Source organism: Brenneria tiliae (assembly GCF_023347575.1).
Classification (GTDB): Bacteria; Pseudomonadota; Gammaproteobacteria; order Enterobacterales; family Enterobacteriaceae; genus Brenneria; species Brenneria corticis.
Genome location: NZ_JAKPCB010000089.1, coordinates 64,886 through 91,390 on the forward strand (window position 1 = coordinate 64,886; position 26,505 = coordinate 91,390).

Annotated in this window: 25 protein-coding genes; 6 read left to right on the forward strand and 19 right to left on the reverse strand. The window is 56.1% G+C overall.

The window, feature by feature from the left end; genetic code table 11:
* Positions 1 to 39 precede the first annotated feature (39 nt).
* From rnhB to rpsB, 15 genes are all read right to left on the reverse strand, one after another.
* Complete coding sequence (rnhB, locus tag MFP24_RS04260; protein ID WP_249229353.1) at positions 40 to 639, reverse strand: ribonuclease HII; 600 nt, start codon at positions 637 to 639, stop codon at positions 40 to 42.
* Entirely contained in the window at positions 636 to 1,784 is a 1,149-nt protein-coding gene (gene lpxB, locus MFP24_RS04265; RefSeq protein ID WP_249229352.1) for a lipid-A-disaccharide synthase, read from the reverse strand. Before lpxB ends, rnhB begins: the two co-directional genes overlap by 4 nt.
* A 3-nt stretch (positions 1,785 to 1,787) precedes the next feature.
* A complete protein-coding gene (gene lpxA, locus MFP24_RS04270; RefSeq protein WP_249229351.1) occupies positions 1,788 to 2,576 on the reverse strand; it encodes an acyl-ACP--UDP-N-acetylglucosamine O-acyltransferase in 789 nt (262 codons plus the stop codon).
* A 4-nt stretch (positions 2,577 to 2,580) separates the two neighbouring features.
* Positions 2,581 to 3,054, reverse strand: coding sequence for a 3-hydroxyacyl-ACP dehydratase FabZ (gene fabZ, locus MFP24_RS04275; protein ID WP_210416971.1), 474 nt, complete (start codon positions 3,052 to 3,054; stop codon positions 2,581 to 2,583).
* Positions 3,055 to 3,245: 191 nt separating this feature from the next.
* Positions 3,246 to 4,268, reverse strand: a complete 1,023-nt coding sequence (gene lpxD / locus MFP24_RS04280; protein WP_136165151.1) for a UDP-3-O-(3-hydroxymyristoyl)glucosamine N-acyltransferase — start codon at positions 4,266 to 4,268, stop codon at positions 3,246 to 3,248.
* A gap of 3 nt (positions 4,269 to 4,271) precedes the next feature.
* On the reverse strand, positions 4,272 to 4,769 hold the full coding sequence (gene skp / locus MFP24_RS04285) for a molecular chaperone Skp (RefSeq protein WP_249229350.1): 498 nt from the start codon (positions 4,767 to 4,769) through the stop codon (positions 4,272 to 4,274).
* Positions 4,770 to 4,903: 134 nt separating this feature from the next.
* Entirely contained in the window at positions 4,904 to 7,339 is a 2,436-nt protein-coding gene (gene bamA, locus MFP24_RS04290; RefSeq protein ID WP_249229348.1) for an outer membrane protein assembly factor BamA, read from the reverse strand.
* Between the two features lie 35 nt (positions 7,340 to 7,374).
* Positions 7,375 to 8,739: a sigma E protease regulator RseP gene (gene rseP / locus MFP24_RS04295; RefSeq protein ID WP_249229347.1), complete on the reverse strand. Its 1,365-nt coding sequence runs from the start codon at positions 8,737 to 8,739 to the stop codon at positions 7,375 to 7,377.
* A gap of 22 nt (positions 8,740 to 8,761) precedes the next feature.
* Positions 8,762 to 9,619 (reverse strand): phosphatidate cytidylyltransferase, encoded by an 858-nt coding sequence (gene cdsA / locus MFP24_RS04300; RefSeq protein ID WP_249229346.1) that lies wholly within the window; start codon positions 9,617 to 9,619, stop codon positions 8,762 to 8,764.
* Between the two features lie 9 nt (positions 9,620 to 9,628).
* Entirely contained in the window at positions 9,629 to 10,390 is a 762-nt protein-coding gene (ispU, locus tag MFP24_RS04305) for a (2E,6E)-farnesyl-diphosphate-specific ditrans,polycis-undecaprenyl-diphosphate synthase (RefSeq protein WP_249229345.1), read from the reverse strand.
* A 191-nt stretch (positions 10,391 to 10,581) separates the two neighbouring features.
* Positions 10,582 to 11,781 (reverse strand): 1-deoxy-D-xylulose-5-phosphate reductoisomerase, encoded by a 1,200-nt coding sequence (ispC, locus tag MFP24_RS04310; protein WP_249229344.1) that lies wholly within the window; start codon positions 11,779 to 11,781, stop codon positions 10,582 to 10,584.
* A gap of 224 nt (positions 11,782 to 12,005) precedes the next feature.
* Entirely contained in the window at positions 12,006 to 12,563 is a 558-nt protein-coding gene (gene frr, locus MFP24_RS04315) for a ribosome recycling factor (RefSeq protein ID WP_249229343.1), read from the reverse strand.
* A 125-nt stretch (positions 12,564 to 12,688) separates the two neighbouring features.
* Entirely contained in the window at positions 12,689 to 13,420 is a 732-nt protein-coding gene (gene pyrH, locus MFP24_RS04320; protein WP_249229342.1) for a UMP kinase, read from the reverse strand.
* Positions 13,421 to 13,572: 152 nt separating this feature from the next.
* Positions 13,573 to 14,430, reverse strand: coding sequence for a translation elongation factor Ts (tsf, locus tag MFP24_RS04325; RefSeq protein WP_249229341.1), 858 nt, complete (start codon positions 14,428 to 14,430; stop codon positions 13,573 to 13,575).
* Positions 14,431 to 14,543: 113 nt separating this feature from the next.
* Positions 14,544 to 15,269 (reverse strand): 30S ribosomal protein S2, encoded by a 726-nt coding sequence (rpsB, locus tag MFP24_RS04330; RefSeq protein WP_009114148.1) that lies wholly within the window; start codon positions 15,267 to 15,269, stop codon positions 14,544 to 14,546.
* Positions 15,270 to 15,616: 347 nt separating this feature from the next.
* Between rpsB and map the strand changes: the two genes are divergently transcribed.
* From map to MFP24_RS04350, 4 genes are all read left to right on the forward strand, one after another.
* Positions 15,617 to 16,411 (forward strand): type I methionyl aminopeptidase, encoded by a 795-nt coding sequence (map, locus tag MFP24_RS04335; RefSeq protein WP_249229340.1) that lies wholly within the window; start codon positions 15,617 to 15,619, stop codon positions 16,409 to 16,411.
* A 203-nt stretch (positions 16,412 to 16,614) separates the two neighbouring features.
* Complete coding sequence (glnD, locus tag MFP24_RS04340) at positions 16,615 to 19,299, forward strand: bifunctional uridylyltransferase/uridylyl-removing protein GlnD (protein WP_249229339.1); 2,685 nt, start codon at positions 16,615 to 16,617, stop codon at positions 19,297 to 19,299.
* Between the two features lie 28 nt (positions 19,300 to 19,327).
* Complete coding sequence (gene dapD / locus MFP24_RS04345; RefSeq protein ID WP_249229337.1) at positions 19,328 to 20,155, forward strand: 2,3,4,5-tetrahydropyridine-2,6-dicarboxylate N-succinyltransferase; 828 nt, start codon at positions 19,328 to 19,330, stop codon at positions 20,153 to 20,155.
* Between the two features lie 174 nt (positions 20,156 to 20,329).
* The gene (locus MFP24_RS04350) at positions 20,330 to 20,719 is read left to right on the forward strand and encodes a DUF3461 family protein (protein ID WP_009114152.1); all 390 of its coding nucleotides are present in this window, start codon (positions 20,330 to 20,332) and stop codon (positions 20,717 to 20,719) included.
* A 268-nt stretch (positions 20,720 to 20,987) separates the two neighbouring features.
* On the opposite strand, the gene MFP24_RS04355 is transcribed toward MFP24_RS04350, so the two are convergent.
* The 4 genes from MFP24_RS04355 to syd form a co-directional block, all read right to left on the reverse strand.
* Positions 20,988 to 21,449 (reverse strand): flavodoxin, encoded by a 462-nt coding sequence (locus MFP24_RS04355; protein WP_249229336.1) that lies wholly within the window; start codon positions 21,447 to 21,449, stop codon positions 20,988 to 20,990.
* 21 nt (positions 21,450 to 21,470) lie between these two features.
* Positions 21,471 to 22,259, reverse strand: a complete 789-nt coding sequence (gene truC, locus MFP24_RS04360) for a tRNA pseudouridine(65) synthase TruC (RefSeq protein ID WP_249229414.1) — start codon at positions 22,257 to 22,259, stop codon at positions 21,471 to 21,473.
* Positions 22,252 to 22,605, reverse strand: coding sequence for a YqcC family protein (locus tag MFP24_RS04365; RefSeq protein ID WP_249229335.1), 354 nt, complete (start codon positions 22,603 to 22,605; stop codon positions 22,252 to 22,254). The genes truC and MFP24_RS04365 overlap by 8 nt, the downstream gene beginning before the upstream one ends.
* Positions 22,606 to 23,479: 874 nt before the next feature.
* Positions 23,480 to 24,028 (reverse strand): SecY-interacting protein, encoded by a 549-nt coding sequence (gene syd, locus MFP24_RS04370; protein WP_249229334.1) that lies wholly within the window; start codon positions 24,026 to 24,028, stop codon positions 23,480 to 23,482.
* A 73-nt stretch (positions 24,029 to 24,101) separates the two neighbouring features.
* Between syd and queF the strand changes: the two genes are divergently transcribed.
* Together queF and ppnN are read left to right on the forward strand one after the other, a co-directional pair.
* On the forward strand, positions 24,102 to 24,950 hold the full coding sequence (gene queF / locus MFP24_RS04375) for an NADPH-dependent 7-cyano-7-deazaguanine reductase QueF (RefSeq protein ID WP_249229333.1): 849 nt from the start codon (positions 24,102 to 24,104) through the stop codon (positions 24,948 to 24,950).
* A 136-nt stretch (positions 24,951 to 25,086) separates the two neighbouring features.
* Positions 25,087 to 26,451, forward strand: a complete 1,365-nt coding sequence (ppnN, locus tag MFP24_RS04380; RefSeq protein WP_249229332.1) for a nucleotide 5'-monophosphate nucleosidase PpnN — start codon at positions 25,087 to 25,089, stop codon at positions 26,449 to 26,451.
* The last annotated feature ends 54 nt before the right edge of the window (positions 26,452 to 26,505 follow it).

Consider the following 26,505-nt stretch of genomic DNA (forward strand, 5'->3'; position numbering starts at 1 on the left):
GTCAACGCGGCGAGCGGCCGCGCTGAGAGTTAATGATGATTACGCCAGTCCCAGCGCCCGTTTAACCGGAGCAAAACTCCGGCGGTGAAACGCGGTGACGCCCAAAGCCGCCAGCTTCTCGAGATGAAAAGCGGTGGGATAGCCTTTGTGCTGCGCGAAACCGTAGGCGGGGAAAAGTTTATCCAGCGCCACCATCTCGCTGTCGCGCGTCACCTTCGCCATAATGGAGGCCGCGCTGATCTCCGCCACGCGGCTATCCCCTTTCACCACCGCCTGCGCCGGCATCGGCAAGGCGGGACAGCGATTGCCGTCGATCAATACCAAATCCGGCGTCAGCGCCAGCCCGGCCACGGCCCGCTGCATCGCCAGCATGGTGGCGTGCAGAATGTTCAAGCGGTCTATTTCTTCAGGCTCCGCCCGGCCAAGACTCCAGGAGAGCGCTTTTTCCTTTATTTCATCATACAGCGCCAGCCGGCGTTTCTCACTCAGCTGTTTTGAATCCGCCAGCCCGATAATCGGCCGGGCGGGATCGAGGATCACCGCGGCGGTGACGACGGCGCCCACCAACGGGCCGCGCCCCACTTCATCAACCCCGGCGATACGGCAGTACGCCGGCGGGTAGGTAAAGGTCTCGCTCATGATTTCACTAATTCCAATACGGCCTGCGCCGCCTGTTCGTCGGCATTGCAGCGAATCTGCCGATGCAACTCCAAAAACGCGGCCTGCAGCGCGGCGGTTTTGCTTTTATCGGCCAGCCAGGGCAGCAGCGCCGCCGCCAGTTTATCCGGCGTGCAGTCGGCCTGCAGCAGTTCGCTGACCAGTTCGCGCCCGGCCAGCAGATTGGGCAGGGAAACCCAGGGCGTTTTCACCAATCGCCGCGCCAGCCAGAAGGTGAACGGTTTCATACGATAACCCACCACCATCGGGCATTTGGCCAGCATGCACTCCAGCGCGGCGGTGCCGGAGGCCAGCAGCGCGGCGTCGCTGGCGATCATCGCTTCGCGCGCCCGCCCGTCCAGTATATGCAGCGGCAAATCGGGCGCCACGCTGTTTTTTATCCGTTCAAACTGCTCGCGACGCTTGCCGTTGACCAGCGGAACGACGATTTCCAGCGCGGGAAAACGTTGGCGCAGCAGCCGGGCGGCGTGCAGAAAATCGGCGCTGAGCATCTCCACCTCGGCGCCTCGGCTGCCGGGCAGCAGCGCCAGACAGGGACTGCCCTCGGGGATGCCGAGCGCGGCTCTGGCCGCCTGCTTATCCGGCTGCAGAGGCATGGCGTCCGCCATCGTATGGCCGATAAAACGACAGGGCACGTTAAAACGATCGTAAAACGCTTTTTCAAAAGGAAGAAAGGCCAGCACCAGATTGGTCGCTTTGGCTATTTTGAAAACGCGTTTTTGCCGCCAGGCCCACACGGACGGGCTGACGTAGTGAATGGTGCTGATGCCGCGCCGTTTCAGTCTGCCTTCCAGCGTGATGTTGAAATCCGGCGCATCAATGCCGACAAAAACGTCGGGCCGCAGTTCGCTAAAGCGCTGCGTCAAGTCCCGGCGAATTTTAAGCAGGCGCGGCAGCCGTTCAAGCACCTCCACGATGCCCATCACCGCCAGCTCTTCCATCTCGTACCAGGCTTCGCAGCCTTCGGCCTGCATACGCGGCCCGGCGACGCCGACGAAACGGGCATCCGGCGCCTGCGCTTTCAGCGCCCGGATCAGGCCGGCGCCAAGAATATCGCCGGAGGTTTCTCCGGCGACCAATCCGATAACCAAAGGACGCGGCGGCATGGATTAACGAATGATGCCGCGGGTAGAACGGGCGAAGAAATCGAGGAATGCCTGTACCGCCGGGTGAGCGGCCGCCAGCGCTTCGATTTCCGGTTTTACCTCGTCCAGCGTTTTACCGCTGCGGTAAATCAGCTTGTAGGCGTTACGGATGGCGTGCTGGGTCTCTTTGTCGAAACCGCGGCGCTTCAATCCTTCAATGTTCAAACCGAACGGCGTGGCGTGGTTTCCCTGCGCAATCACGTAGGGAGGCACATCCTGCGCCACGCCGGAGCATCCGCCGACCATGACGTGCGCGCCGATAATGCAGAATTGATGCACCGCCGTCATACCGCCGATGATGGCGAAATCATCGACGGAGACGTGCCCGCCCAGCGTGGCGTTATTGGCCAGGATACAGCGATCGCCTATCACGCAGTCATGGGCGATATGGGTGTTGATCATCAGCAGATTATCGCTGCCGACTTTGGTCAACCCACCGCCTTGCTCGGTGCCACGATGAATAGTGACGCTTTCGCGTATACGGTTACGATCGCCGATCTCAACGCGAGTCGGCTCTCCTGCATACTTCAGATCCTGATTCACTTCACCAATAGAGGCGAACTGATAGATTTCGTTGTCGCGGCCAATCTTGGTGATGCCATTAACCACGACGTGCGACTTCAGCACAGTACCCGCACCGATCTCGACCTGAGAACCGATGTAGCAGAATGGGCCAATATGTACATTGGCGCCAATGATAGCGCCATCTTCGACGATGGAGCTGGGATGAACAAAGGCGGTTTGATCAATCACGTTATCAGGCCTCTCGACGACGAGCACACATCATTGACGCTTCACAGGCTACTTCACCATCAACTTTGGCGACGCCCTTAAAGCGTGCAACGCCGCGACGCTCTTTAATAAATTCGACCTCGAGGATCATTTGATCCCCCGGCTGTACGGGGCGTTTAAAGCGCGCCTCGTCAATTGCCGCAAAGTAATAAAGCTCCCCCGGCTCCAGCCTGCCGACGCTTTTAAACGCCAGAATGCCCGTGGCCTGCGCCATGGCTTCCAGAATCAGCACTCCGGGGAAAATAGGTTTGCCCGGGAAATGCCCCTGAAAGAAGGGTTCATTGAAAGAGACATTTTTCACCGCCCGTAAAAACTTCCCTTTTTCAAAATCCAGCACGCGGTCAACCAGTAAAAACGGAAACCGGTGAGGTAATAATTCTAAGATCTCTTCAATATGCAGAGTATGAGTGTCAGTAGTCAAAATACTCTTCCTGTCCATAAAACTGATGCCATCAACAACACGGCCTGCTCAGACCCTAAAAGGGGATCTTTCGGCAGGCCGCAAATAAGGATTAGTACGTCGGCGTGGGCATACGCTATTCATTTACAGAATACGATTCCGCCCGCACCCGAACTTTTCATTTACATCCAGACTATGCGTTTCCACCCCATCAGACAAAACCGCGATGATTAACCGTTATCGACTTTTCGTTCAATGGCTTTTAACCGCTTGCTTATATCGTCGATATTCATCACCAGCGCGGCGGTTTTGCGCCAAACTTTATTGGGCTGCAAAGGAATGCCCGACGAGTATACCCCAGGTTCGGTGATCGGTCTCATCACCATGCCCATTCCCGTCACCGTGACTTTATCGCAGATCTCCATATGGCCATTGATCACGCTGGCGCCGCCGATCATGCAATAACGCCCGATTTTCAGGCTGCCTGCCATAATGACACCGCCGGCGACGGCCGTATTGTCGCCAATTACCACGTTGTGAGCAATCTGGCATTGATTATCGATAATCACCCCGTTGCCGACGATCGTATCATCCAGCGCGCCGCGATCGATGGTGGTGCTGGCGCCGATTTCCACCCGATCGCCGATTCTCACCGTTCCCAACTGCGGGATCTTCACCCAGTTGCCGCGATCGTTGGCGTAGCCGAAACCGTCGGAACCGATGACCGCGCCCGATTGAATCAGGCACTGCTGGCCGATTTCAACGTTGTGGTACACCGTGACGTTCGCCCACAGGCGGGTGCCGGCGCCGATACGCGCGTTTTTACCGATAAAACAGCCCGCCCCGATGATTACGCCGTCGCCCAGCTGCGCGCCGGCTTCGATGACGGCGTTGGCGCCGACGGCAACCTGCCGTCCCAGCACGGCGTCCGCGGCGATAACCGCGCTGGGCGCGATATCGGCGGCCGGGGCCGGCGTGGTATCCATCAGCTGCGCCATACGCGCATAGGTAAGATAAGGATTTTTAACTACCAGCGCCGCTGCCTGGCAATAAGGCAGATCCGCCTCCGTCAGCACCACCGCGGAAGCCTGGGTTTCCGCCAGCTGCTGACGATAGCGGCTGTCGGACAGAAACGTAATCTGCCCGGACTTTGCTGAATGCATAGAAGCAACGCCGGTGATGACCACAGAGCCATCACCGTGTAATTGCGCATCCAACTGCTGTGCCAAAGCATCCAGTCGAATCGAATCCATGTATTATTTAACCTGTTTCAGCACGTCGGCGGTAATGTCTTTGGCATTGGCGGCATAGGCTACCGCGTTAGCATCGATCACCACATCATAGCCTTCTTTGCTGGCAACGGATTTTACCGCATCCTGAATACGGCTCAGGATTTTGTTGCGCTCTTCCATCTGACGACGGCGATTGTCCTGATCAAATGCCTGCGCTTTGGTGGAGAACTGCTCGCGCTGAGCCATGATATCTTTTTCCATTCTATTGCGATCGCTCGCTTTCATGGTGGAGCTATCACGTTGCAGACGCTGCATTTTGGTTTGCAAATCTTTTTCCAATGATTGCAATTCAGAAGCGCGGCCTTTGAACTCGTTTTCCAGTTGACGAGCTACCGTTTCACGCTGCGGCAACTGTTGGAAAATGCTGGATACGTTAACAACGGCAATCTTGTCAGCGGCCTGAACGCTGGCTGAAGCAGCCAATGCTAATCCGAGACCTGCGGCACACAACCACTTTTTCACTATAAACTCCTCAACCTAACCGTTTGTGTCTTAACACGTTGATGTGCATAGCGTCATAGTATTGATGCATTATTCAGCATTCCAGACCCTGCCCGCCATGCGACTTGTCTTACATACGATCTACCGACGCCGCCTTACCAGGTTTTGCCAATATTAAACTGGAACTGCTCCGATTTGTCGCCATCGTACTTTTTAACCGGCTGGGCATAGGAGAAGACCAGCGGCCCAAGCGGAGACATCCATTGCAGGGCGATGCCGCTGGAAACACGGAAGTTGCTCGCCTTGCCGTAATCCGGGACGCCCGCATCAATGGTTGCCTGGGTGTTTTCCCAGTTGGTATCCCATACCGTACCACCGTCGACAAAGAACGAGGTGCGCACCGAGTTGGCATACTTCTCGCTGATAAACGGCGTCGGCACAATCAGTTCCGCGCTCAATACCGCCATGGCGTTACCGCCCACCGCGTCGTCCAGATTGTCCGCATCGATCGGACAATTTGCATAAGAGTTCGGCAATGACGCCGTCGGGCATTTATAGTACGCCGCCTTAGGCCCGATGGTATTGGACTGGAAGCCACGCACGGTGCTCGAACCGCCGGCATAGAAGTTATCGTAGAACGGCACCTCCTTGCCCCCCAGACCGTCGGCATAACCGGCGCGGGCACGCCCCATCAGCACCCAGTTACGGTTTTCGCTCAGCGGGAAGTAGGAGGCCGAATCAAACGTCAGTTTGTAGTATTCGTTGTCCGAGCCCGGAACCGTGAATTTGGCGTTGACCGACGCACGGGTGCCCGAGGTCGGGAAGTAGCCGCGGTCCAGATTATTGTAGGTCCAGCCGGTATTCAGGAAGAAATCGTTGGCGGTGAAATCCGCACTGGATTTAACGTTTTCGCCAACCACATCCGGGTTGACGCCGACGGTATCCAGATAGCGCCACATCGCCACCTGCGGTCTCATATCCGACAGGTCGTTATGGACGTAATCCAGCCCCAGACGCAGCGAGTTGTTCTCGTTGATCGGGAAGCCCAGGGTGCTGCCGATGCCGTAGCTGGCGTTGGTATAATCGGACAGGTCCGCGTCGTACGCTTCAAACTTGTTGTAGAAGATACGACCGCCGAGGCTGACGCCGTCCACCGTGAAGTACGGGTCGGTCAGAGAGAGCTCGACGTAGGTCTGGTAGTCGTTTCGCGTCCCGCTGATGCCGACGGAATTCCCGGTACCCAGCCAGTTATCCTGCTGCACGCCCGCCTGGAAGCTGACGCCGCTTTCCGTGCCGAAGCCCACGCCGAAGTTGAATGTCCCTGTGTTACGCTCTTTGACCTTATAGGTCACGTCGACCTGGTCGGCGGTGCCGGGAACGCGCTGCGTTTCCACATCGACGCTTTCAAAGTACCCCAGCCGGTTCAGGCGCTCTTTACCCTGTTCGACCAGATCGTTGCCCAGCCAGCCGCCTTCCATCTGGCGCATTTCACGACGCAGCACGGAGTCTTTGGAGGTATCGTTACCGTCGAAACGGATGCGGCGAACATAGAAGCGATTACCGGCATCAACGTTGATATCAAGTTTGACGCTCTTGTCGGCGTCATTGATTTCAGGCTGGGTCACCACGCGCGGATAGGCGTAACCGTAACGGCCCAGTAGCTTCTTGATGTCCTCTTCCATGCGGGTAACCTTGGCGCCGTTATACAGCTCGCCCGGCTCAATTTTGGTCAACCCTTCGATTTCCGCGGAATGGCCGGCCAGATTCCCCCTGACGGCGACGCCGGAAAGTTTGTACTGATCGCCTTCCGTCAGGTTGATGGTGATGTAGATACCCTTTTTATCGGGCGTCAGGCTGACCTGGGTGGAGTCGATACTGAAGCGGGCGTAACCGCGATCCAGATAAAAACTGCGCAGCGTTTCGAGGTCGCCGGACAGCTTCTGCTTCTGATATTTGCGATCGCCGACCACGTTCCACCACGGCACTTCATCGCGCAGTTGGAAACGCGAAATCAACTCGTCGGAGCTGAATGCCTTGTTGCCGACGATATTGATTTGCTGAATCTTGGCGGAGACCCCTTCGGTAAACACCAGTTTCAGATCGACGCGGTTACGGGGCAGCGGCGTGACGACGGCCTTTACCGAGGCGCTGTATTTACCGACGCTATAATAGAAATCCTCCAGCCCTTTCTCGATGCTGGAGAGCGCGGTACGGTCCAGCGCCTCGCCCACCCGCACGCCGGAAGCCTCCAGATTCTCTTTCAGCATGTCGTCTTTCACCGACTTGTTGCCGGAAAACGTCATGCTGGCGATCGTCGGGCGCTCCTTGACCTGCACAATCAGCGTTTCGCCGTCGCGCAGGACGCGGACATCCTCAAAATTTCCGGTAGCGAACAAAGCACGGATGGTATTACCGATATCATCATCACTGACGGTATCACCAACGCGGACTGGCATGCTGAGTAATGCCGCTCCGACGGCAACCCGTTGCAGGCCCTCGAAATGAATGTCCTTCACTACGAACCCGTCTGCACCGTATACGGTGGCGCTGCTAAACAGCAGCGACGCTATGAGCAACTTTTTCATCGCCATCGTTGTTATGCGTTTTTCCTAACCTAATCCCACGCCTACAGGCGCGAGAAATCATTGAAAAGTGCGAGTCCCATTAACAACATCAGCAATACTGTACCAATGCGGTAGCTAACGTCCTGCACACGCTCAGAAACCGGCCTGCCCTGCAGTTTTTCGACCGCCAGAAAGAGCAGGTGTCCACCATCCAGCACCGGCAACGGGAACAGATTGATGATCCCCAGATTGACGCTGATTAACGCCAGAAACATCAGATAATAGATCAATCCGTAATCCGCCGACATTCCCGCCCCCTGAGCAATCGAAATCGGACCGCTCAGGTTATTCAGCTTAACATCACCCGTCACCAGTTTTCCCAACATATTGACGGTCAACTTCATCAGTTGCCAGGTTTTGTCCGTCGCCTGATAAATGGCGCTAAACGGCCCATACTGCCGTACCGTTCGGTATTCCTCGGGAAGCGGCGCCACGCTGGGCATCACTCCAGCCAGTCCTTCAACTCTGCCGCCGCCGACGGATTTGCTCGCCGGCGTCAACGTCAGAGGCAAGGTTATCCCGCCCCGCTCCACCTCCAGTTCGATATCCCGGTCGGGATTATCGCGCACGGCGGTAACAAAATCGCGCCAGTGGGTTAAAACCTGTCCGCCGACTTTAACGATCCTGTCCCCGGCTTGTAAACCCGCTTTTTCCGCCGCCGACCCCGGTTGTACCTGGGTGAGCACCGCCTCAACCTGCGGCCCCCGGGGAACCATCCCCAGCGAGGTGACGGGATCCTGTTTATCCGGCTCAAACTGCCAGTTGCGCAGGTCCAGCGTTTTGTGCGCTATTTGGGCGGACTGGCCGGCGCCGAAAGGCGCCGTGCCCACCACCACTTCACCGTCGCCGATTTTGCCGATCAGCGCCAGGCGCGCCGTATCCCAATCAGGCGTTTCGATACCGTCAACCGACTTTAGTTCAATCCCGGCTGATATTTCAGCCTGCGCGGCGATGGAATCGGGCAGTATTTCCCCCACCACCGGACGAACGCCGGGCACCCCGATAATAAACACCAGCCAATAGGCGACGATGGCGAACAGGAAATTGGCGATGGGTCCCGCGCTGACGATAGCGGCACGCTGCCAGACCGTCTTGCTATTAAAAGATTGATGACGACATTCCGGCGCCACGGTATCGACGCGCTCATCGAGCATTTTGACATAGCCGCCCAGCGGAATTAAGGCGATAACGAATTCGGTGCCGAGTTTATCACGACGGCGCCATAGCGCCCGGCCGAAGCCGACGGAAAAACGTTCGACCTTCACGCCGCAGCGACGAGCCACCCAGAAGTGGCCGAACTCATGCACGGTGATCAACACACCCAGTGCGATGATAAATGCGGCCAGGCTCCAGAGGAAATTCATCATAAATAATCCCTAACGCCTCATCCTATACGGCTTTAAACATCAACAGCATCAGACAGGAAAACACCGGTACGGCGGCCGTCAGGCTATCAATACGGTCAAGCACGCCGCCGTGCCCGGGGATCAAATGGCTGCTGTCTTTAATGCCCGCCTCGCGTTTAAACATGCTTTCGGTCAAATCACCCAGTACCGAAGCCAGCGCGGCGACGACGGAACAGATAAGCAGCGTCGCCGGCGCAATCGCCAGCGGCGCATAGCGGCTGAATAGCAAAGAGAGCGCCGCCGAGGTGATCAACCCGCCGATAAGCCCTTCCCAGGTTTTCCCCGGAGACACTTTCGGCGCCAGCTTACGCTTGCCGAACAGTTTGCCGAACAGATAAGCGCCGCTGTCCGCCCCCCATACCAGCAGCATGACGTACAGCAGCCACCACGCGCCGATAAAGGGATTGATATCATAGTTATACTGGCGAAGGGCGACCATTCCCCAGAAAAAGGGCACGATGGTCGCTACGCCGAACAGCAGCCGCAGAATGCGGGAACGGCGCCATAATGCCGCGGAAGCGGGATAGAACAGAACCAGAAACAGCGCGATAACCCACCAGGCGAGAGAAACCCAGAGCGCGGCGCTAATTTGCGGTACGTGGATCGAATAACGGTATGCCGGCAGCGTCAGCAACATCAGCGCCAGCAAAAAACCGCACAGAATAGCCAGCCACAGCCGTTGGCCGTATGAGGCGAACCCGGCAAGCTGTCCCCATTCCCAGGCGGCCAGCATGCAAACGCCCAGCGTGACCAGAATAAAGCCCTCCGGGGGCAACAAAAACAGCGCTGCGATAACGATCGGAATTAAAATTAAAGCAGTAATCAGGCGATACTTCAGCAAAAGTTCCCCCTAGGATGCATCCGCATCGATAGGTGTTGTTCCCCCGAAGCGACGCTCGCGTTGTGCAAATGCATTCAGCGCACCTTCAAAGACTTGTTCATCAAAATCAGGCCAAAGGACATCGGTAAAGTAAAGCTCGGCATAAGCGATTTGCCACAGCAGGAAGTTACTTATCCGATGTTCGCCGCCGGTGCGGATCACCAAATCAACCGGCGCCAGTTCATTCAGGCAAACATATTGGCACAATGACGCTTCATCAATACCATCAGGACGCAGCGTTCCTTCCTGTACCTGCTCGGCAAGCCGCCGTACTCCCTGAATGATATCCCAACGGCCGCCATAATTCGCGGCAATATTCAGCGCCAGGCCCTGATTATTTTTTGTCAGCTCTTCCGAACGACGGATGCGCTCTTGCAAACGCAGGCTGAAACGGCTGATATCGCCGATAACGCGTAAGCGAACGTTGTGTTTATGCAGGCTTTTGACTTCGCTGTCCAGCGCCCGGACAAACAGCTCCATCAGGGCGGTGACTTCCTGCGCGGGACGATTCCAGTTTTCACTGCTGAACGCATAAAGGGTTAACGCGTCAAGTTCATGGCTGACGGCAAAACTTACCGCCCGGCGTACCGATTTCACACCGGCCTGATGGCCAAAAATCCGCAGTCTCCCCCGATTTTTCGCCCAGCGACCATTTCCATCCATAATGATGGCGACGTGCCGTGGCCCAGCGGATGACAGATTATTAGCACTTTTTTGATTATCGGACGGCATAACGCGTACTTATTTCCTCAAGCAAGAAATACAACAGTCCTTCCGTAACATCAGACTCTGTCAGCGCAAAAAAGCCGTGAACGATCACGGCTTAACTTCACCACCGCCCCAGGAAACATCGCCCGGCCGGTCGTTGAGTGGCGCAGACTATACCATCTCAACCACACATGAACAAATCGTGCCATGTGAATTTACCTATGGCGCATCATGCCCAGCGTCTGTGTTGCAGCCTGCCTGGCCCAAAGGTCGATAAAGAGAACTTCATCCACGCTTACCGGCTCCGGCAATGTCAGTTGCTCGATCACCTGCTGATTAACCGCAGCAATATCGGTGAAACGAATTTGTAACTGTAAAAAGGCGGCGACCGCGATTTCATTGGCGGCGTTTAGCGCCGTGGTCGCCGCCTGACCGTGATTACAGGCATCAATAGCCAGTTGTAAACAGGGATAGCGCGCATAGTCCGGGGCGGAAAACGTCAGGGCGCCCAACCGGCAGAAATCCAACGCCTTTACTCCCGACGCCACCCGCTCGGGATACGCCATGGCGTGGGCGATCGGCGTACGCATATCCGGCGATCCCAGCTGCGCCAGCACGCTGCCGTCGACATAGCGCACCATGGAATGAATCACCGACTGCGGATGGATAATCACTTCCATCTGCTCGGCGGAGGCATTAAACAGCCAGCGCGCCTCAATGTACTCCAGCCCCTTGTTCATCATGGTGGCGGAATCCACTGAAATTTTGCGCCCCATCGACCAGTTAGGGTGCGCGCAGGCCTGATCGGGCGTCATCCCGGCCAGGGTTGCAAGCGGCGTTTCGCGAAACGGCCCGCCGGATCCGGTGAGTATAATACGCTCCACGCCATACCGCTCTAAAGAAGAGTAGCCTAACTGACGCTGAATTTGCTCAGGCAAACTCTGAAAAATCGCATTATGTTCGCTATCGATGGGCAGCAACTGCGCGCTGCTTTGCGCCACCGCATCCATAAACAGGCGTCCGCAGGTCACCAGCGACTCTTTGTTCGCCAACAAGACCTGTTTGCCCGCGCGGATGGCGGCCAGCGTCGGCGGCAGACCCGCCGCGCCGACTATGGCCGCCATCACCTGATCGACATCATCCAGCGCGGCCAGTTCGCACGCCGCCTGTTCCCCGGACAGGACTTCCGTCCGGCATCCGTGTTGCGCCAGCCGCTGCCGCAACAATCTGGCGCAGGCCTCATCCGCCATTGAGGCGTAGTCCGGGCGAAAAGCCAAGCACTGCTCCAGCATGCGCTCGACGTTGCGTCCCGCCGCTAATGCCTTTACCGCAAATTTATCTGGATTCGCCCTAATCACCGCCAGCGAACTGACGCCAATAGAACCGGTCGAGCCAAGAATAGTCAGTTGCTTCATTAAAATGCTCTGGATAACGGGATGTGATGACAGGAAAGCAGACTAGTCTGAGACGATTGCCGTAAAGTGTCTATATTGTTTATCGCAAATTATCGCCAACAAGGCTGACCTGCCGCAATGGATTTATCGAACATCAAAAACCATTCGCCAAAAACAAGGCGCCGCGGCAAGGCTGATGCCGACGGCACCATCACCTTTCCCGCGACGCCTCTCAAGCGAGCCGATTAGAAATCCATCAGTTCCGCTTCTTTCTCCGCCAGGGCGGCATCCACTTTTTTGATGTAGATATCGGTCAGTTTCTGAACCTCGTCCTGAGCACGGCGCTCTTCATCTTCGCTGATCGCTTTGTCTTTCAGCTGCGCTTTCAGCTTATCGTTGGCGTCACGACGCACGTTACGTACCGATACCCGTCCCTGCTCCGCTTCGCCGCGCACCACCTTGATCAGATCTTTACGGCGCTCTTCCGTCAGCGGCGGCAGCGGCACGCGAATGACGGAACCCGCGGACGAAGGATTCAGACCGAGATCGGAAGACATGATCGCTTTCTCAACCGCCGGGCCGAGCGAACGATCGAATACGGTAATCGCCAGGGTGCGGGAATCTTCCACCACCACGTTGGCCAACTGACGCAGCGGCGTGGCGCTGCCGTAATATTCGACCTGAATACCGTCAAGAATGCTGGGCGACGCGCGGCCGGTACGAATTTTGCTGATCTGGTTTTTGAAAGACTCTACGCATTTTTCCATGCGCGTTTCAGCATCTTTTCTGATTTCATTAGTCACGTTGTGAACCCTTGAAAGCTGGTTGCCTGACGGGGCATGGCAACGCATGACCCGGTGAATAATTAATACCAGCGCGAGCTGGCTATCTTTTGTTATCAGGGGAGAATATTACCCTATTTTTAGGGTTATCCGTTATTACTGATCAACGTCCCTTCTTTCTCACCCATGACCACGCGACGCAGCGCGCCGGGCTTGTTCATATTGAAAACCCGGATCGGCAGGTTGTGGTCGCGCGCCAGCGTAAAAGCGGCTAAATCCATCACTTTTAGCTCGCGTTCCAACACTTCCTGGTAGTTCAGCGTTTCATACAATACCGCGGAGGGATCCTGCACCGGATCGGCGGAATAAACGCCATCCACCTTCGTCGCTTTCAGCACCACGTCGGCTTCAATTTCAATGCCGCGCAGGCAGGCTGCCGAATCGGTGGTAAAGAAAGGATTCCCCGTACCGGCGGAGAAAATCACCACCCGGTTATTGCGCAACAGGCTGATTGCTTCCGCCCAGCTGTAATTATCACACACGCCGTTCAGCGGGATCGCCGACATCAGACGGGCGTTTACATAGGCGCGATGCAGCGCATCACGCATCGCCAGGCCATTCATGACGGTCGCCAGCATCCCCATATGGTCGCCCACAACGCGGTTCATCCCTGCTTTGGCCAGGCCGGCGCCACGAAACAGGTTGCCACCGCCGATGACCACACCGACCTGGATACCCAACTCAACCAGTTCTTTCACTTCCTGAGCCATGCGATCCAGAATGCTCGCATCGATACCAAAACCATCGTTTCCCTGCAGAGCTTCGCCGCTCAGCTTAAGCAGGATTCGTTGATATACGGGTTTTGCATTGGTTGCCATGGTGTTCTCATCCTACAGGCTGTCATCGTAGTATTGGGAGTCGCTACTGTCGCACTTATCGCTGTTCACCAGAATGTGAACACCCACAAATGCGCTGAAATTATTTTGGCTGGATAAAAAGGAACCGCCAACCGGCGGCTCCTTTTTTTATATTAAGATTGCTTGCTCATTGCCGCAACTTCAGCGGCAAAGTCGACTTCGGCTTTCTCAATACCTTCACCCACTTCGAAGCGGATGAAGCTGGTTACGTCGGCGTTGTGCTCTTTCAGCAGATCGCCGACGGTTTTGCTCGGGTCCATAACGAAATGCTGACCGGTCAGGGAGATTTCACCGGTGAATTTACGCATACGGCCTTCGACCATTTTTTCCGCGATTTCACGCGGTTTGCCGGATTGCATGGCGATATCCAGCTGGATCTGGTGCTCGCGAGCCACCACGTCGGCCGGAACATCGTCGGCTTTAACGTATTCAGGTTTGCTGGCGGCGATATGCATGGCGATATGCTTGATCAGCTCTTCATCCGCGCCGGTTGCCGCAACGACGACGCCGATGCGCGCGCCGTGCAGGTAAGAACCCAGCACGTCGCCTTCCAGAACCGCGATACGACGAACATTGATGTTTTCACCAATTTTCGCCACCAGCACGGTGCGTTGTTCTTCAAATTTCGCTTTCAGCGTTTCAACATCGGCGATGCGCTCGTTCAGCGCCGCGCTAACCACTTCTTCACCGAAAGCCTTGAAGCCGGCGTCTTTGGCGACGAAGTCGGTTTCACAGTTCAGTTCAACGATCACGCCGTATTTGCCGTCTGCGGAAATTTTGGTCAGGATGATGCCTTCAGCAGCCACGCGGCCGGCTTTCTTGGCGGCTTTCGCCTGGCCGGACTTACGCATGTTGTCGATAGCCAGCTCGATGTCGCCATTCGCTTCAACCAGCGCTTTCTTACATTCCATCATGCCTGCGCCAGTACGCTCACGCAGTTCTTTTACCAGGGCAGCGGTAATTTCAGCCATTGTCTTTTCCTCGGTTATCTCACGGGGGAGATAAGTAAAAAGGGGGCCTTAACAGGCCCCCTAACCAACATATGTCAATACCTGGTTAATAAGGGCTCACAGAGCCAGCCTTATTATTCAGCTTCTACCAAGCCTTCTTCCGCTTGTTCAGCCAGATCCTGAGAACGGCCTTCGCGAACGGCGGTCGCAACGGCGCTCAGGTACAGGTTCACTGCACGGATGGCGTCATCGTTACCGGGGATGATGAAGTCAACGCCATCCGGATCGGAGTTGGTATCAACGATAGCGAACACCGGGATACCCAGGTTGTTGGCTTCTTTGATTGCGATGTGTTCATGATCGGCGTCAACGACGAACAGCGCGTCCGGCAAACCGCCCATATCCTTGATACCGCCCAGGCTGTTTTCCAGCTTGTCCAGTTCGCGGGTGCGCATCAGCGCTTCTTTCTTGGTCAGTTTGTCGAAAGTACCGTCCTGGGATTGAGTTTCCAGATCTTTCAAACGTTTGATGGACTGACGAACGGTTTTCCAGTTAGTCAGCATACCGCCCAGCCAGCGATGGTTCACGAAGAACTGATCGCAGCTGTCAGCAGCTTCTTTTACCGCTTCGCTTGCTGCGCGTTTGGTACCGACGAACAGAATTTTGCCCTTGCGAGAAGCAATTTTGCTCAGCTCAGCCAGCGCATCGTTGAACAAGGGTACGGTTTTCTCAAGGTTGATGATATGCACTTTGTTACGCGCACCGAAGATGAACGGCTTCATTTTCGGGTTCCAGTAACGGGTTTGGTGACCAAAGTGGGCGCCAGCCTTGAGCATGTCGCGCATGGAAACAGTTGCCATGATTACCTCTGTAAATTAAGTATGGGGTTAAGCCTCCACGTGTCCCATTGCGCCGACCCCGCAGGTTGAAAACCTTTGGAGCACCCCGGCGAATGTGCCGACACGTGTGTGTTATATACACAAAGTGAGTTTAGTTGATTCAGCCGAACGGTATGCAAAAATACCCAGTCGGATCATCGGCGCGCTTTATACCATAATTCCCGCCGGGACACCAACTTTTGTTATTCCCGCCGCGCCGTTTCATAATCATCATTTGGCAAGCCGCTAGCAGGGCTGATAACATACGTTATTACTTACCGAGCAATCTTAATTTCGTCGTTCAATGCGACACCTGCGGACATTATTCAATGGCAATATCAATAAAAACTCCTGAAGACATCGAAAAAATGCGCGTGGCCGGACGCCTGGCCGCCGAAGTATTGGAAATCATCGAACCTTACGTGGTGCCCGGCGTCAGTACCGCCGAACTGGACAGAATCTGCCACGATCACATCACCAATAAACAGCAGGCCATTTCCGCCTCTCTGGGATACCACGGCTTCCCCAAATCCGTGTGCATCTCCGTCAATGAAGTGGTATGCCACGGCATTCCCAGCGAAGAGAAAATCCTCAAAGACGGCGATATCGTCAATATCGACGTCACGGTGATCAAAAATGGTTTTCATGGCGACACCTCGAAAATGTTTATCGCCGGCAAACCCACCATCCTGGGCGAACGCCTGTGCCGCATCACCCAGGAAAGCCTGTATCTGGCGTTGAAAATGGTGAAACCCGGCATCCGCCTGCGCGCGCTGGGCAAAGCGATCCAGCAATACGTTGAATCGCACGACTTCTCGGTGGTGCGTGAATACTGCGGTCACGGTATTGGCGAAGGGTTCCATGAAGAACCGCAGGTGCTGCACTATGACGCGGACGACGGCGGCGTGGTGTTACAGCCCGGCATGGCTTTTACCATCGAACCGATGGTCAACGCCGGCGATTTCCGCATTCGCACCATGAAAGACGGCTGGACGGTAAAAACCAAAGATCGCAGCTTGTCGGCGCAGTACGAACACACTATTGTGGTAACCGACGACGGCTGCGAAATAATGACATTGCGGAAAGATGACACCATCCCCAACATCATTACGCACCAGGCATAATATCGCGCCAATTTAGCTGGTTGGCGCCATCTCGTCGTCCCTGCGGCAGTAGGCAGGGATCTGCTTTCACCGATGACCGGCGTTGCTTGAGATTCCTCCTCGCGAAAGCGGGGACCTGCGGGAATGACGGCGGGCGCGGCGATAACGGTCTCGTCGGTTCCGTCGTTGTCATCACTCACGGCAATTTGTTATGGGCTGCGCATATGATCCAAAAAAACCTTCCGCCAGATATTCCCGCGCCATCCCCCGCGGTTGTTCCGCCTCCTGATTCGCCCCTCACTTACCGCGACGAGATGCTGAACTGCCGGGTGCTGAAACAGCAGTTGGAACAGTTTCAAGACTGGCTGGCAAGCGAGTTTACCTCCGGCGTCAGTGCGGAAACGCTTATTGACGCCAGAACGCAGTTCATCGACCATTTGCTGCAACGGCTGTGGTTTTTTTACGGTTTTGAAAACGTGTCGCAAACGGCGCTGGTCGCCGTTGGCGGCTACGGGCGCGGCGAGCTGCATCCGCTGTCGGATATCGACGTTCTGGTGCTGAGCCAGGAAAAGCTCAGCGAACAGCACTCACAGCGCGTGGGCGCATTCATTACCCAGCTGTGGGATCTCAAGCTTGAAGTCGGTCACAGCGTCAGAACGCTGGAAGAGTGTTTGCAGGAAGGACGCGCGGACATCTCGGTCGCCACCAACCTGATTGAATCCCGCATGATCTGCGGCGACGTGGCGCTGTTCCTCAATCTGCAAAAACAGGTATTCAGCGAAGACTTCTGGCCCTCGGCGACCTTTTTCGCGGCCAAAATCGTCGAACAGCAGGAGCGTCACAAGCGTTACCACGGCACCAGCTACAATCTCGAGCCCGATATCAAAAGCAGCCCCGGCGGATTGCGCGACATTCACACCCTGCTGTGGGTGGCCCGCCGCCACTTCGGCGCCACCTCCCTTGACGAGATGGTCGGTTTCGGCTTTCTGACCGAGGCGGAGCGCAAGGAGATCAACGAGTGTCAGAGCTTTCTGTGGCGTATCCGCTTTGCCTTGCATTTGCTGCTGCCGCGCTACGACAATCGTCTGCTGTTCGACCGTCAGCTCAACGTGGCGCAGCTTCTGCAATACCGGGGCGAAGGCAATGCGCCGGTAGAGCGGATGATGAAAGACTTCTACCGGGTGACCCATCGCGTCAGCGAACTGAACCAGATGCTGCTGCAGCTGTTCGACGAAGCGATTCTGGCGCTGGAGCCGAACGAAAAGCCCCGGACGATCGATGACGAATTTCAGCTGCGCGGCAACCTGATCGATCTGCGTGACAGCACATTGTTCATCCATAAGCCGGAAGCCATCATGCGCATGTTTTACCTGATGGTGCGCGACCGCGACATCGCGGGGATTTATTCCACCACGCTGCGCCAGTTGCGACATGCGCGGCGCCATCTCGCCGGCCCGCTATGCGCCATCCCGGAGGCGCGGCAGCTGTTTATGAATATCCTGCGCCACCCGCATGCGGTAAGCCGCGCCCTGCTCCCCATGCATCGCCACAGCGTGCTGTCGGCCTATACGCCGCTGTGGAGCAACATCGTCGGGCAAATGCAGTTTGATTTGTTTCACGCCTACACCGTCGATGAGCACACTATCCGGGTATTGCTGAAGCTGGAAAGCTTCGCCGAGGAGGAAACCCGAACGCGCCACCCGCTGTGCGTGGAGCTCTATCCGCGTCTTCCGCAGCCGGAACTGCTGCTGCTCGCCGCCCTGTTTCACGATATCGCCAAAGGGCGCGGGGGCGATCATTCCGAGCTCGGCGCCCTGGATGCGCTGGAGTTCGCGACGCTGCACGGAATGAATCTGCGTGAAGCGCAGCTGGTTTCCTGGCTGGTGCGCCGCCATCTGCTGATGTCCGTTACCGCCCAGCGCCGCGATATTCAGGACCCGACCGTGATTCAGCAATTCGCCACGGAAATGCAGAGCGAAACCCGCTTGCGCTATCTGGTCAGCCTGACCGTCGCGGACATCTGCGCCACCAACGAAACCCTGTGGAACAGTTGGAAACAGAGTCTGTTGCGCGAGCTCTATTTCGCCACGGAAAAACAGCTGCGCCGAGGAATGCAGAATACCCCGGACGTGCGAGAACGCGTGCGCCACCACCGCTTACAGGCGCTGGCTCTGCTGCGTATGGATAATATCGATGAAGAGGCGCTGCATAATATCTGGGGCCGCTGCCGCGCCGACTATTTCCTGCGCCATTCCCCCAACCAGCTGGCCTGGCACGCCCGCCACCTGCTGGAGCACGACAGCGGTAAACCGCTGGTATTGATCAGCCATCAGGCCAGCCGGGGCGGCACGGAAATTTTTATCCGCTGCCAGGACCGGCCCTATCTGTTCGCCACCGTGGCCGGCGAGCTGGATCGCCGCAACCTCAGCGTGCACGATGCGCAAATCTTTACCAGTCGCGACGGCATGGCGATGGATACCTTTATCGTCCTGGAGCCGGACGGCAGCCCGCTGGCGCAGGACCGTCACGAGACCACGCGTTACGCCCTTGAGCAGGCGCTGACCCAGCGTGACTATCAGCATCCGCGCGCGCGCCGCTCGTCGCCGAAGCTGCGCCACTTCAGCGTACCGACCGAGGTGAACTTTCTGCCGACTCATACGGATAGACGCAGCTATATGGAGCTTAGCGCCCTCGATCAGCCGGGGCTGCTGGCCCGTATCGGCGAAATTTTCGCCGACCTTAATCTGTCGCTGCACGGCGCCCGTATTTCCACCATCGGCGAACGGGTGGAGGACTTGTTTATTCTCGCCGACAGCGAGAGACGGGCGCTAAAACCGGAATTGCGCGTTAAATTGCAACAACGGTTGACAGAAGCCCTTAACCCAAACGATAAAGTACCATTGAGTTAATTTTCACAATCAGGAAAGAGAAAACAGGATGCATCAACAACTACAGAACGTTATCGAAAATGCCTTCGAGCGCCGCGCCGAGATTACCCCCGCCAGCGCAGACGCCGTCACCCGCGAAGCGGTCAGTCAGGCCGTCGGCCTGCTGGACAGCGGCGCGCTGCGCGTTTCGGAAAAAATCGACGGCCAGTGGGTCACCCATCAATGGCTGAAAAAAGCCGTGCTGCTCTCTTTCCGCATTAACGATAACCAGCTTATCGAAGGGGCGGAAACGCGCTTTTTCGACAAGGTTCCGATGAAATTCGCCGATTATGATGAAGCGCGTTTCCAGCGCGAAGGTATCCGCGTGGCGCCGCCGGCCAGCGTGCGCCAGGGGGCGTTTATCGCCCGCAACACCGTGCTGATGCCGTCTTACGTCAACATCGGCGCCTATGTCGATGAAGGCACCATGGTCGATACCTGGGTAACGGTGGGTTCCTGCGCGCAGATTGGTAAAAACGTGCACCTGTCCGGCGGCGTCGGCATCGGCGGCGTTCTGGAGCCTTTACAGGCCAACCCGACCATCATCGAAGACAACTGCTTTATCGGCGCGCGTTCGGAAGTGGTTGAAGGGGTGATCGTTGAAGAAGGCTCGGTGATTTCCATGGGCGTATTTATCAGCCAGAGTACGCGGATTTACGACCGTGAAACCGGTGAGATCCACTACGGCCGCGTACCGGCGGGTTCTGTGGTTGTCTCCGGCAATCTGCCGTCGAAAGATGGCAGCCACAGTCTGTATTGCGCGGTTATCGTCAAGAAAGTGGACGCGAAAACCCGCGCTAAAGTGGGAATTAACGAGTTATTGCGCACCATCGACTAACAGGCGAAGCCGGCGGGTTTATCCAACCCGCCATTTTCTATGGGCGTGCCATCCGTGGCCGCCACCTTTCAGGCCGCCGCGCCAGCGCACAAAAAATCGTGAACAATCACAGATAAACCCGGTCGCTTCTCTCTATAATCATCGACGTATTTTAAAATCAAAAAAGGCCGCGCCATGTATGACAATCTGAAAAGCCTGGGTATCAGCAACCCGGATGATATCGACCGCTATAGTCTGCGTCAGGAAGCCAGCAACGACATTCTGAAAATATACTTTCGCAAGGATAAGGGGGAGTTTTTCGCCAAAAGCGTAAAATTCAAATATCCGCGTCAGCGTAAAACCATCATGGCGGACAATTCCGGTCAGGCTTACAAAGAGATCAACGAAATCAGCCCCAACCTGCGCTATGTGATTGAGGAGCTCGATCAAATCTGTCAGCACGAACAGGTGGAAGTCGATTTGAAACGCAAGATCCTTGACGATCTGCGCCATCTGGAAGGCGTGGTATCGAACAAAATCGCCGAGATCGAAGCCGATTTGGAGAAGCTGACTAAAAATCGCTGACGGCCAGGCTACGGGACAATGTAAAACGGAGGTTGCTGACAAAGTCGTCTGTAAGCCTGAGATATCCGGGCCTACCGTACCGAGGGGCTATTATGGGACACATCCTTGTGTCCCACCCTAGCGGGCCAGCATATCAATGCTGTTCAAATTTGCTCCTGGCAAATTTGTCGGCGGCTTACGCCGCTACGGCCCCTCGCCACGCCCTCCCTAATAACGGGCTTGTCAATGGTCTGAACGGGGAGCTTCGCGCTCCCGTTTTGTATGCGGCTTACTCCCCTTGCGCCTCGACCGACTCCACCCACTGCTCTACCCACGGACAGGAAACCACTTCCGGTTCAGGATGCTCAATCGCATCGATTTCCAGTACGTCGCCGATGCGCTTGGCGCCGATTTCCTGCAGCAGCGCGTCAAACTGATGCCCGCCGCCGCAGAAATTCTCATAGCTGCTGTCGCCCAGCGCGATCAATCCATAGCGCAGCTGCGGCTGATAGCCCCCCTGCTCGCGTAAAGCGGCATACAGGGGCGCGATCGAGTCAGGGAGCTGTCCCTGGCCCGTGGTTGAGGTCACCACCAGAATATAGTGCTCAAGGTAGCTCAGCCATGACTCCAGCGACGCATCCTCAAAAACGTTAACCTCATGTCCGCGTTCTCTGAGGATATTTTCCGCTTCTTCGGCTACCAGCACCGCGTTGCCGTAGACCGAGCCAACAAAAATACCAATCTGCGCCATGATTTGTAACTCCAATTTTATTTAAGACTTAATGAAATGCCCGCTATCCTGACCCGACGCCGCATGAAACTCAACCCTTTCAAACTCAGGGAGAATCCCCTGCCAGCCAAATTGCGCCATTACCCCCTGCCACGGCGCATCCCAGCGCGCCTGCAACGTTAATGCCTCGCCGCTCACCGGGTGAGTCAAATTCAGCCGGCTCGCATGCAACATCAGCCTGCCGCAGGCGAAATGCGCCCCCATGCCTCTGTTCTGCCGCAGATCGCCGTGGGCGCTGTCGCCGATAATCGGATGGTGAAGGTGTGACATATGACGACGCAGCTGATGTTTGCGTCCCGTTTGCGGCGTCAGTTCAAGCAGGCTGTAGCGCGACGTCGGGTAGCGGCCGATAGCCACCGGCATTTCAACCCGCGCCAGCGCGCGATAATGGCTCACCGCGGGCTGCGGCGCCTTATCGGGATTGGCGAATTTATCCGCTATTTTGTCCAGTTCCTCCGTCAGGGCGTAATCGACCACCCCATCATCCATCACATAGCCGCGCACCACGGCGTGATAGGTTTTCCGCAACAGATGCTGCTCAAACTGTTGCGACAACAGCCGGGCCACGTCGCTGGACAGCGCCAGTAAAAGCACGCCGGACGTCGGCCGGTCCAAACGGTGGACGGTATAGACATGCCGACCGATTTGATCGCGCACCGTCTGCATCACCACCACTTTCTCTTTACGATCCAGCCAGCTGCGATGGACCAGCCAACCGGCCGGCTTATTGACCGCCACCAGATGCTCATCCTGATAAACGATCTCAAGCATCGTGGTGTTCATCCGGGGAGTTCCGGCGATTGGCAAATAGCGCGTCGAGCTGGCCAACCTCCGTTAAAATCGGCTCAAGATCGGAGGGAACGCCTTCCAGCGCCTCTTCGAAATAGGGCAGCAGGGAAAATTCGGTCGGCAAGGGGGCGCCGCCGTCAAGCAAGGCGTGCATACGCGGCAGCAGCACCCACTGTAGCCACTGTTCCGCCCGCATGGTGTCAATACAGAAAGGCTCGACGCTGGCGAAGGCGGAGGCTTCCGGGGGGGAGGTCTGCCAGAAAGGGCTGTCTTTTAATACGCGTTCGATGTCGATCAGCGACTGACGAACCTGACTCTCTAAACTCATGCGGTCTCTCACGGCTGAAGCCTGTTGCGGTTGGCGGCAAAGCATAGCATTGATATCAGTCTCGCCCAATATTCGCATTTTGCTAAACGACTGCGGTAAAAAACGCCGGGAGCGTTTTTAAACGTCGCCTGCGACGGCCCGTAGGGTGGCGGGCAGGATTGACCGCCATAAAAAAACGCCGGGAGCGTTTTTAAACGTCGCCTGCGACGGCCCGCAGGGTGGCGGGCAGGATTGACCGCCATAAAAAAACGCCGGGAGCGTTTTTAAACGTCGCCTGCGACGGCCCGCAGGGTGGCGGGCAGGATTGACCGCCATAAAAAAATGGGGGTACTGATTGCTCAGTACCCCCGGTTCGTTTTATAGCCATCCCGCTACACCGTTGCGTCCCTGCTCATCCTTGAAAACTTTTCCCTGGCAGTCTTCCTGACCGACAATCCATGCTGGCGTCCGACTTTCTTCCTGACTTATCCATCCTGTATCGTCCCTGACTCAATCCATCAGGCTCCTGCCCCACCGACACTTCCCGTGCGGCTCTCTGTCTCCTTCCTGGAGGTGTCCCGGTTTCGTCCTGAAACTTATCTTCCTTAAAACAGAACCTGATAAATCATTCATCATTACTGATGATTATCATCAAACCCAGTGTAACCGGTTACTAACTTAAGTAATAAGATGTATTAATTGTTCCATTTCAGCAAGGGGAAAATAATGCTGTTTATCAATCTTCGCGGCGAAAAAAGAGGGAAGCTAAACTTAACCAACTAATTAATAATGAAAAAATAAACATGCACGCTAACTTAGCTATAAAAGATGAGAGATCTCTCACAGCAAATGTAAGAGATCTCTCACATGGCAAAAAGTGAAACGCGATTAATGATTAGGCCAGCACCGGATGCAGACCAGAGAGAAAATCCGCCAGCGTCGGCGCCAGCACCTGATGTTTTCGCGTGCCAAACTCCTCCAGAATCACTTCCCCGGAAATATTGGCGAGCGAAATCATCGTCATTTCGGAGTCGGTGGTCGCCAGAAACAAGGTCGGGGGCAGTTTTAAGCGCTTCTGCGTCAGCAGATGGCCGATCAGGTTCTCCTGCATGCGCGAGAAATCCTCCTCGCTCCAGACCTGCAGCAAAATGCACGCGACCTCGCCGAAGCGCGCCGCCATGTCGCCGGCGTACTGCGCGGTATAAAACGCATGGATATCCGGATGCAGGCCGATATCCAGCGCCCGTTCGACGCCGTCCAGCGACGCCGCCGGTAAAAACGGCTGCGGCAGCCAGTAAACCGCATCTTCCCGGCTGGCGGTAATACAGGGGGAAGGAACGCCGTATAGCGCCTCGCTGGCGGGCGGCTGGCCTGTTTCCTGCCGCCATAGTTCGACATAGCGCCGGGTAAAGGCCGCCAATGCCTGAGTCACCTCATAATCCATAATTTTTCTCATCATTCTGTTAGTCGGGTTACACTACTCACCATATCCTATCTTCTTACATCAAGGTAACAGCATGTCCGCTTACGACAAGCATCAGGCCCTGAGCGGGCTGACGCTGGGAAAACCGACACCTTATCACGATCGCTATGACGCCGGTTTATTACAACCGGTTCCCCGCAGCCTGAACCGTGAACCGCTCGGCATCCTGCCGCAGGAACTGCCGTTTCACGGCGCGGATATCTGGACGCTGTATGAGCTTTCCTGGCTGAACGAAAACGGCGTACCCCAGGTCGCCGTGGGTGAAATGCAGCTGGATGCCGCCAGCCTGAATCTGATTGAATCGAAAAGTTTCAAACTTTATCTCAACAGCTTCAACCAAACCGTATTCGACAGCTGGGAGCGCGTGCGCGCCACGCTAACCGACGATCTTGCCCAATGCGCGCAAGGCCCGGTCCAGGTAACGCTGTTCAGACTCGGTGAGCTGGAAGGCCAGCCTATCGCCGGCTTTGACGGCGAATGTATCGACGATCAGAACATTCGCATCGACAACTATGAATTCAACGCCGACTATCTGGCGGCAAACGCGCAGGATGAAACCTGGGTGGAAGAGACGCTGGTCAGTCATCTGCTGAAATCCAACTGTCTGATTACCCATCAGCCGGATTGGGGCTCGGTTCAGATTCGCTACCGCGGGAAACGCATTAATCGGGAGTCGCTGCTGCGTTATATCGTGTCGTTCCGCCATCACAATGAGTTTCACGAACAATGCGTCGAGCGGATTTTCAACGATCTGATGCATTACTGTCAGCCGCAACAGCTTAGCGTTTACGCGCGCTACACGCGCCGCGGCGGACTGGACATCAATCCGTGGCGCAGCAATGTCCCTTTCACCCCGGCGACCGGACGACTGCCGCGGCAATAAATGCGTAGCGTTACGCAACTTTTGTCGCCGACGGCGGTGATGATTGGAAAAAATGATGGCAGCACGCTAAGGTGGGATATCAAGAAAAAATAGATCGCCATCCTCAGCGGATTTTACTGCATTTTAAGGAGCAACATTGATTACGCATATCAGCCCGTTAGGGTCTATGGATCTGTTATCGCAGCTGGAAGTGGATATGCTGAAAAGCTCCGCCAGCAGCGATCTCTACCGCCTGTTTCGCAACTGTTCCCTGGCGGTATTGAATTCCGGCAGCCAGACGGATAACAGCAAAGAGCTGCTTTCCCGTTATGAGAACTTTGATATTAACGTGCTGCGCCGTGAGCGCGGCGTCAAACTGGAGCTGGTCAACCCGCCGGAGGAAGCCTTTGTCGACGGCTATATTATCCGTTCGCTGCAGGCCAACCTGTTCGCCGTGCTGCGCGATATTCTGTTTGTTAACGGTCAAATCACCGACGCCGGACGCTACTACAACCTGAATCTGGAAAACTCCGCCCACATCACCAATCTGGTTTTCTCTATTTTACGCAACGCCAGAGCGCTGCACGTCGGCGAAGAGCCGAATATGGTGGTGTGCTGGGGCGGACATTCCATTAATGAAACCGAATATCTCTACGCCCGAAAAGTGGGCAGCCAGCTCGGCCTGCGCGAGCTGAACATCTGTACCGGCTGCGGCCCCGGCGCCATGGAAGCGCCGATGAAAGGCGCCGCCGTCGGACACGCCCAGCAGCGCTACAGAGACGGGCGTTTCATCGGTATGACGGAACCTTCCATCATCGCCGCGGAGCCGCCCAACCCGCTGGTGAATGAGCTGATCATCATGCCGGATATTGAAAAACGGCTGGAAGCCTTTGTGCGTATCGGCCACGGCATCATTATTTTCCCCGGCGGCGTCGGTACGGCGGAAGAGTTCCTCTATCTGCTGGGGATTATGATGAATCCGGAGAACAGCGAACAGGTGTTGCCGATCATCCTCACCGGGCCGGAAGAGAGCGCCGATTATTTCCGCGTATTAGATGAATTTATTATCGGCACCCTGGGGCGCCAGGCGCGCCGTTACTACTCCATCGTTATTGATGACGCGGCGGAAGTCGCCCGTCAGATGAAAAAATCGATGCCGTTGGTCAAGGAAAGCCGCCGCCATACCGGCGACGCATACAGCTTTAACTGGTCGTTGCGCATTGCGCCGGACTTGCAGTTGCCGTTCAATCCCAGCCATGAAAATATGGCCAACCTTAACCTGCATCCCGACCAGCCGGCGGAAGAACTGGCCGCCGCGCTGCGTCGCGCCTTCTCCGGCATCGTCGCCGGAAACGTTAAGGAGGTCGGCATTCAGGCCATTGAACAGCAAGGCCCCTATAAACTCCATGGCGACCCGCGGATGATGAAAAGCATGGATAGGTTGCTACAGGGCTTCGTGGCGCAGCAGCGCATGAAACTGCCCGGCAGCGCCTATATTCCCTGTTACGAGATCTGCGCTTAGCCGTCTGCTTGACGCCAACGCGGGGAAACGCGCCTTCCCCGCAGACAAGGGACA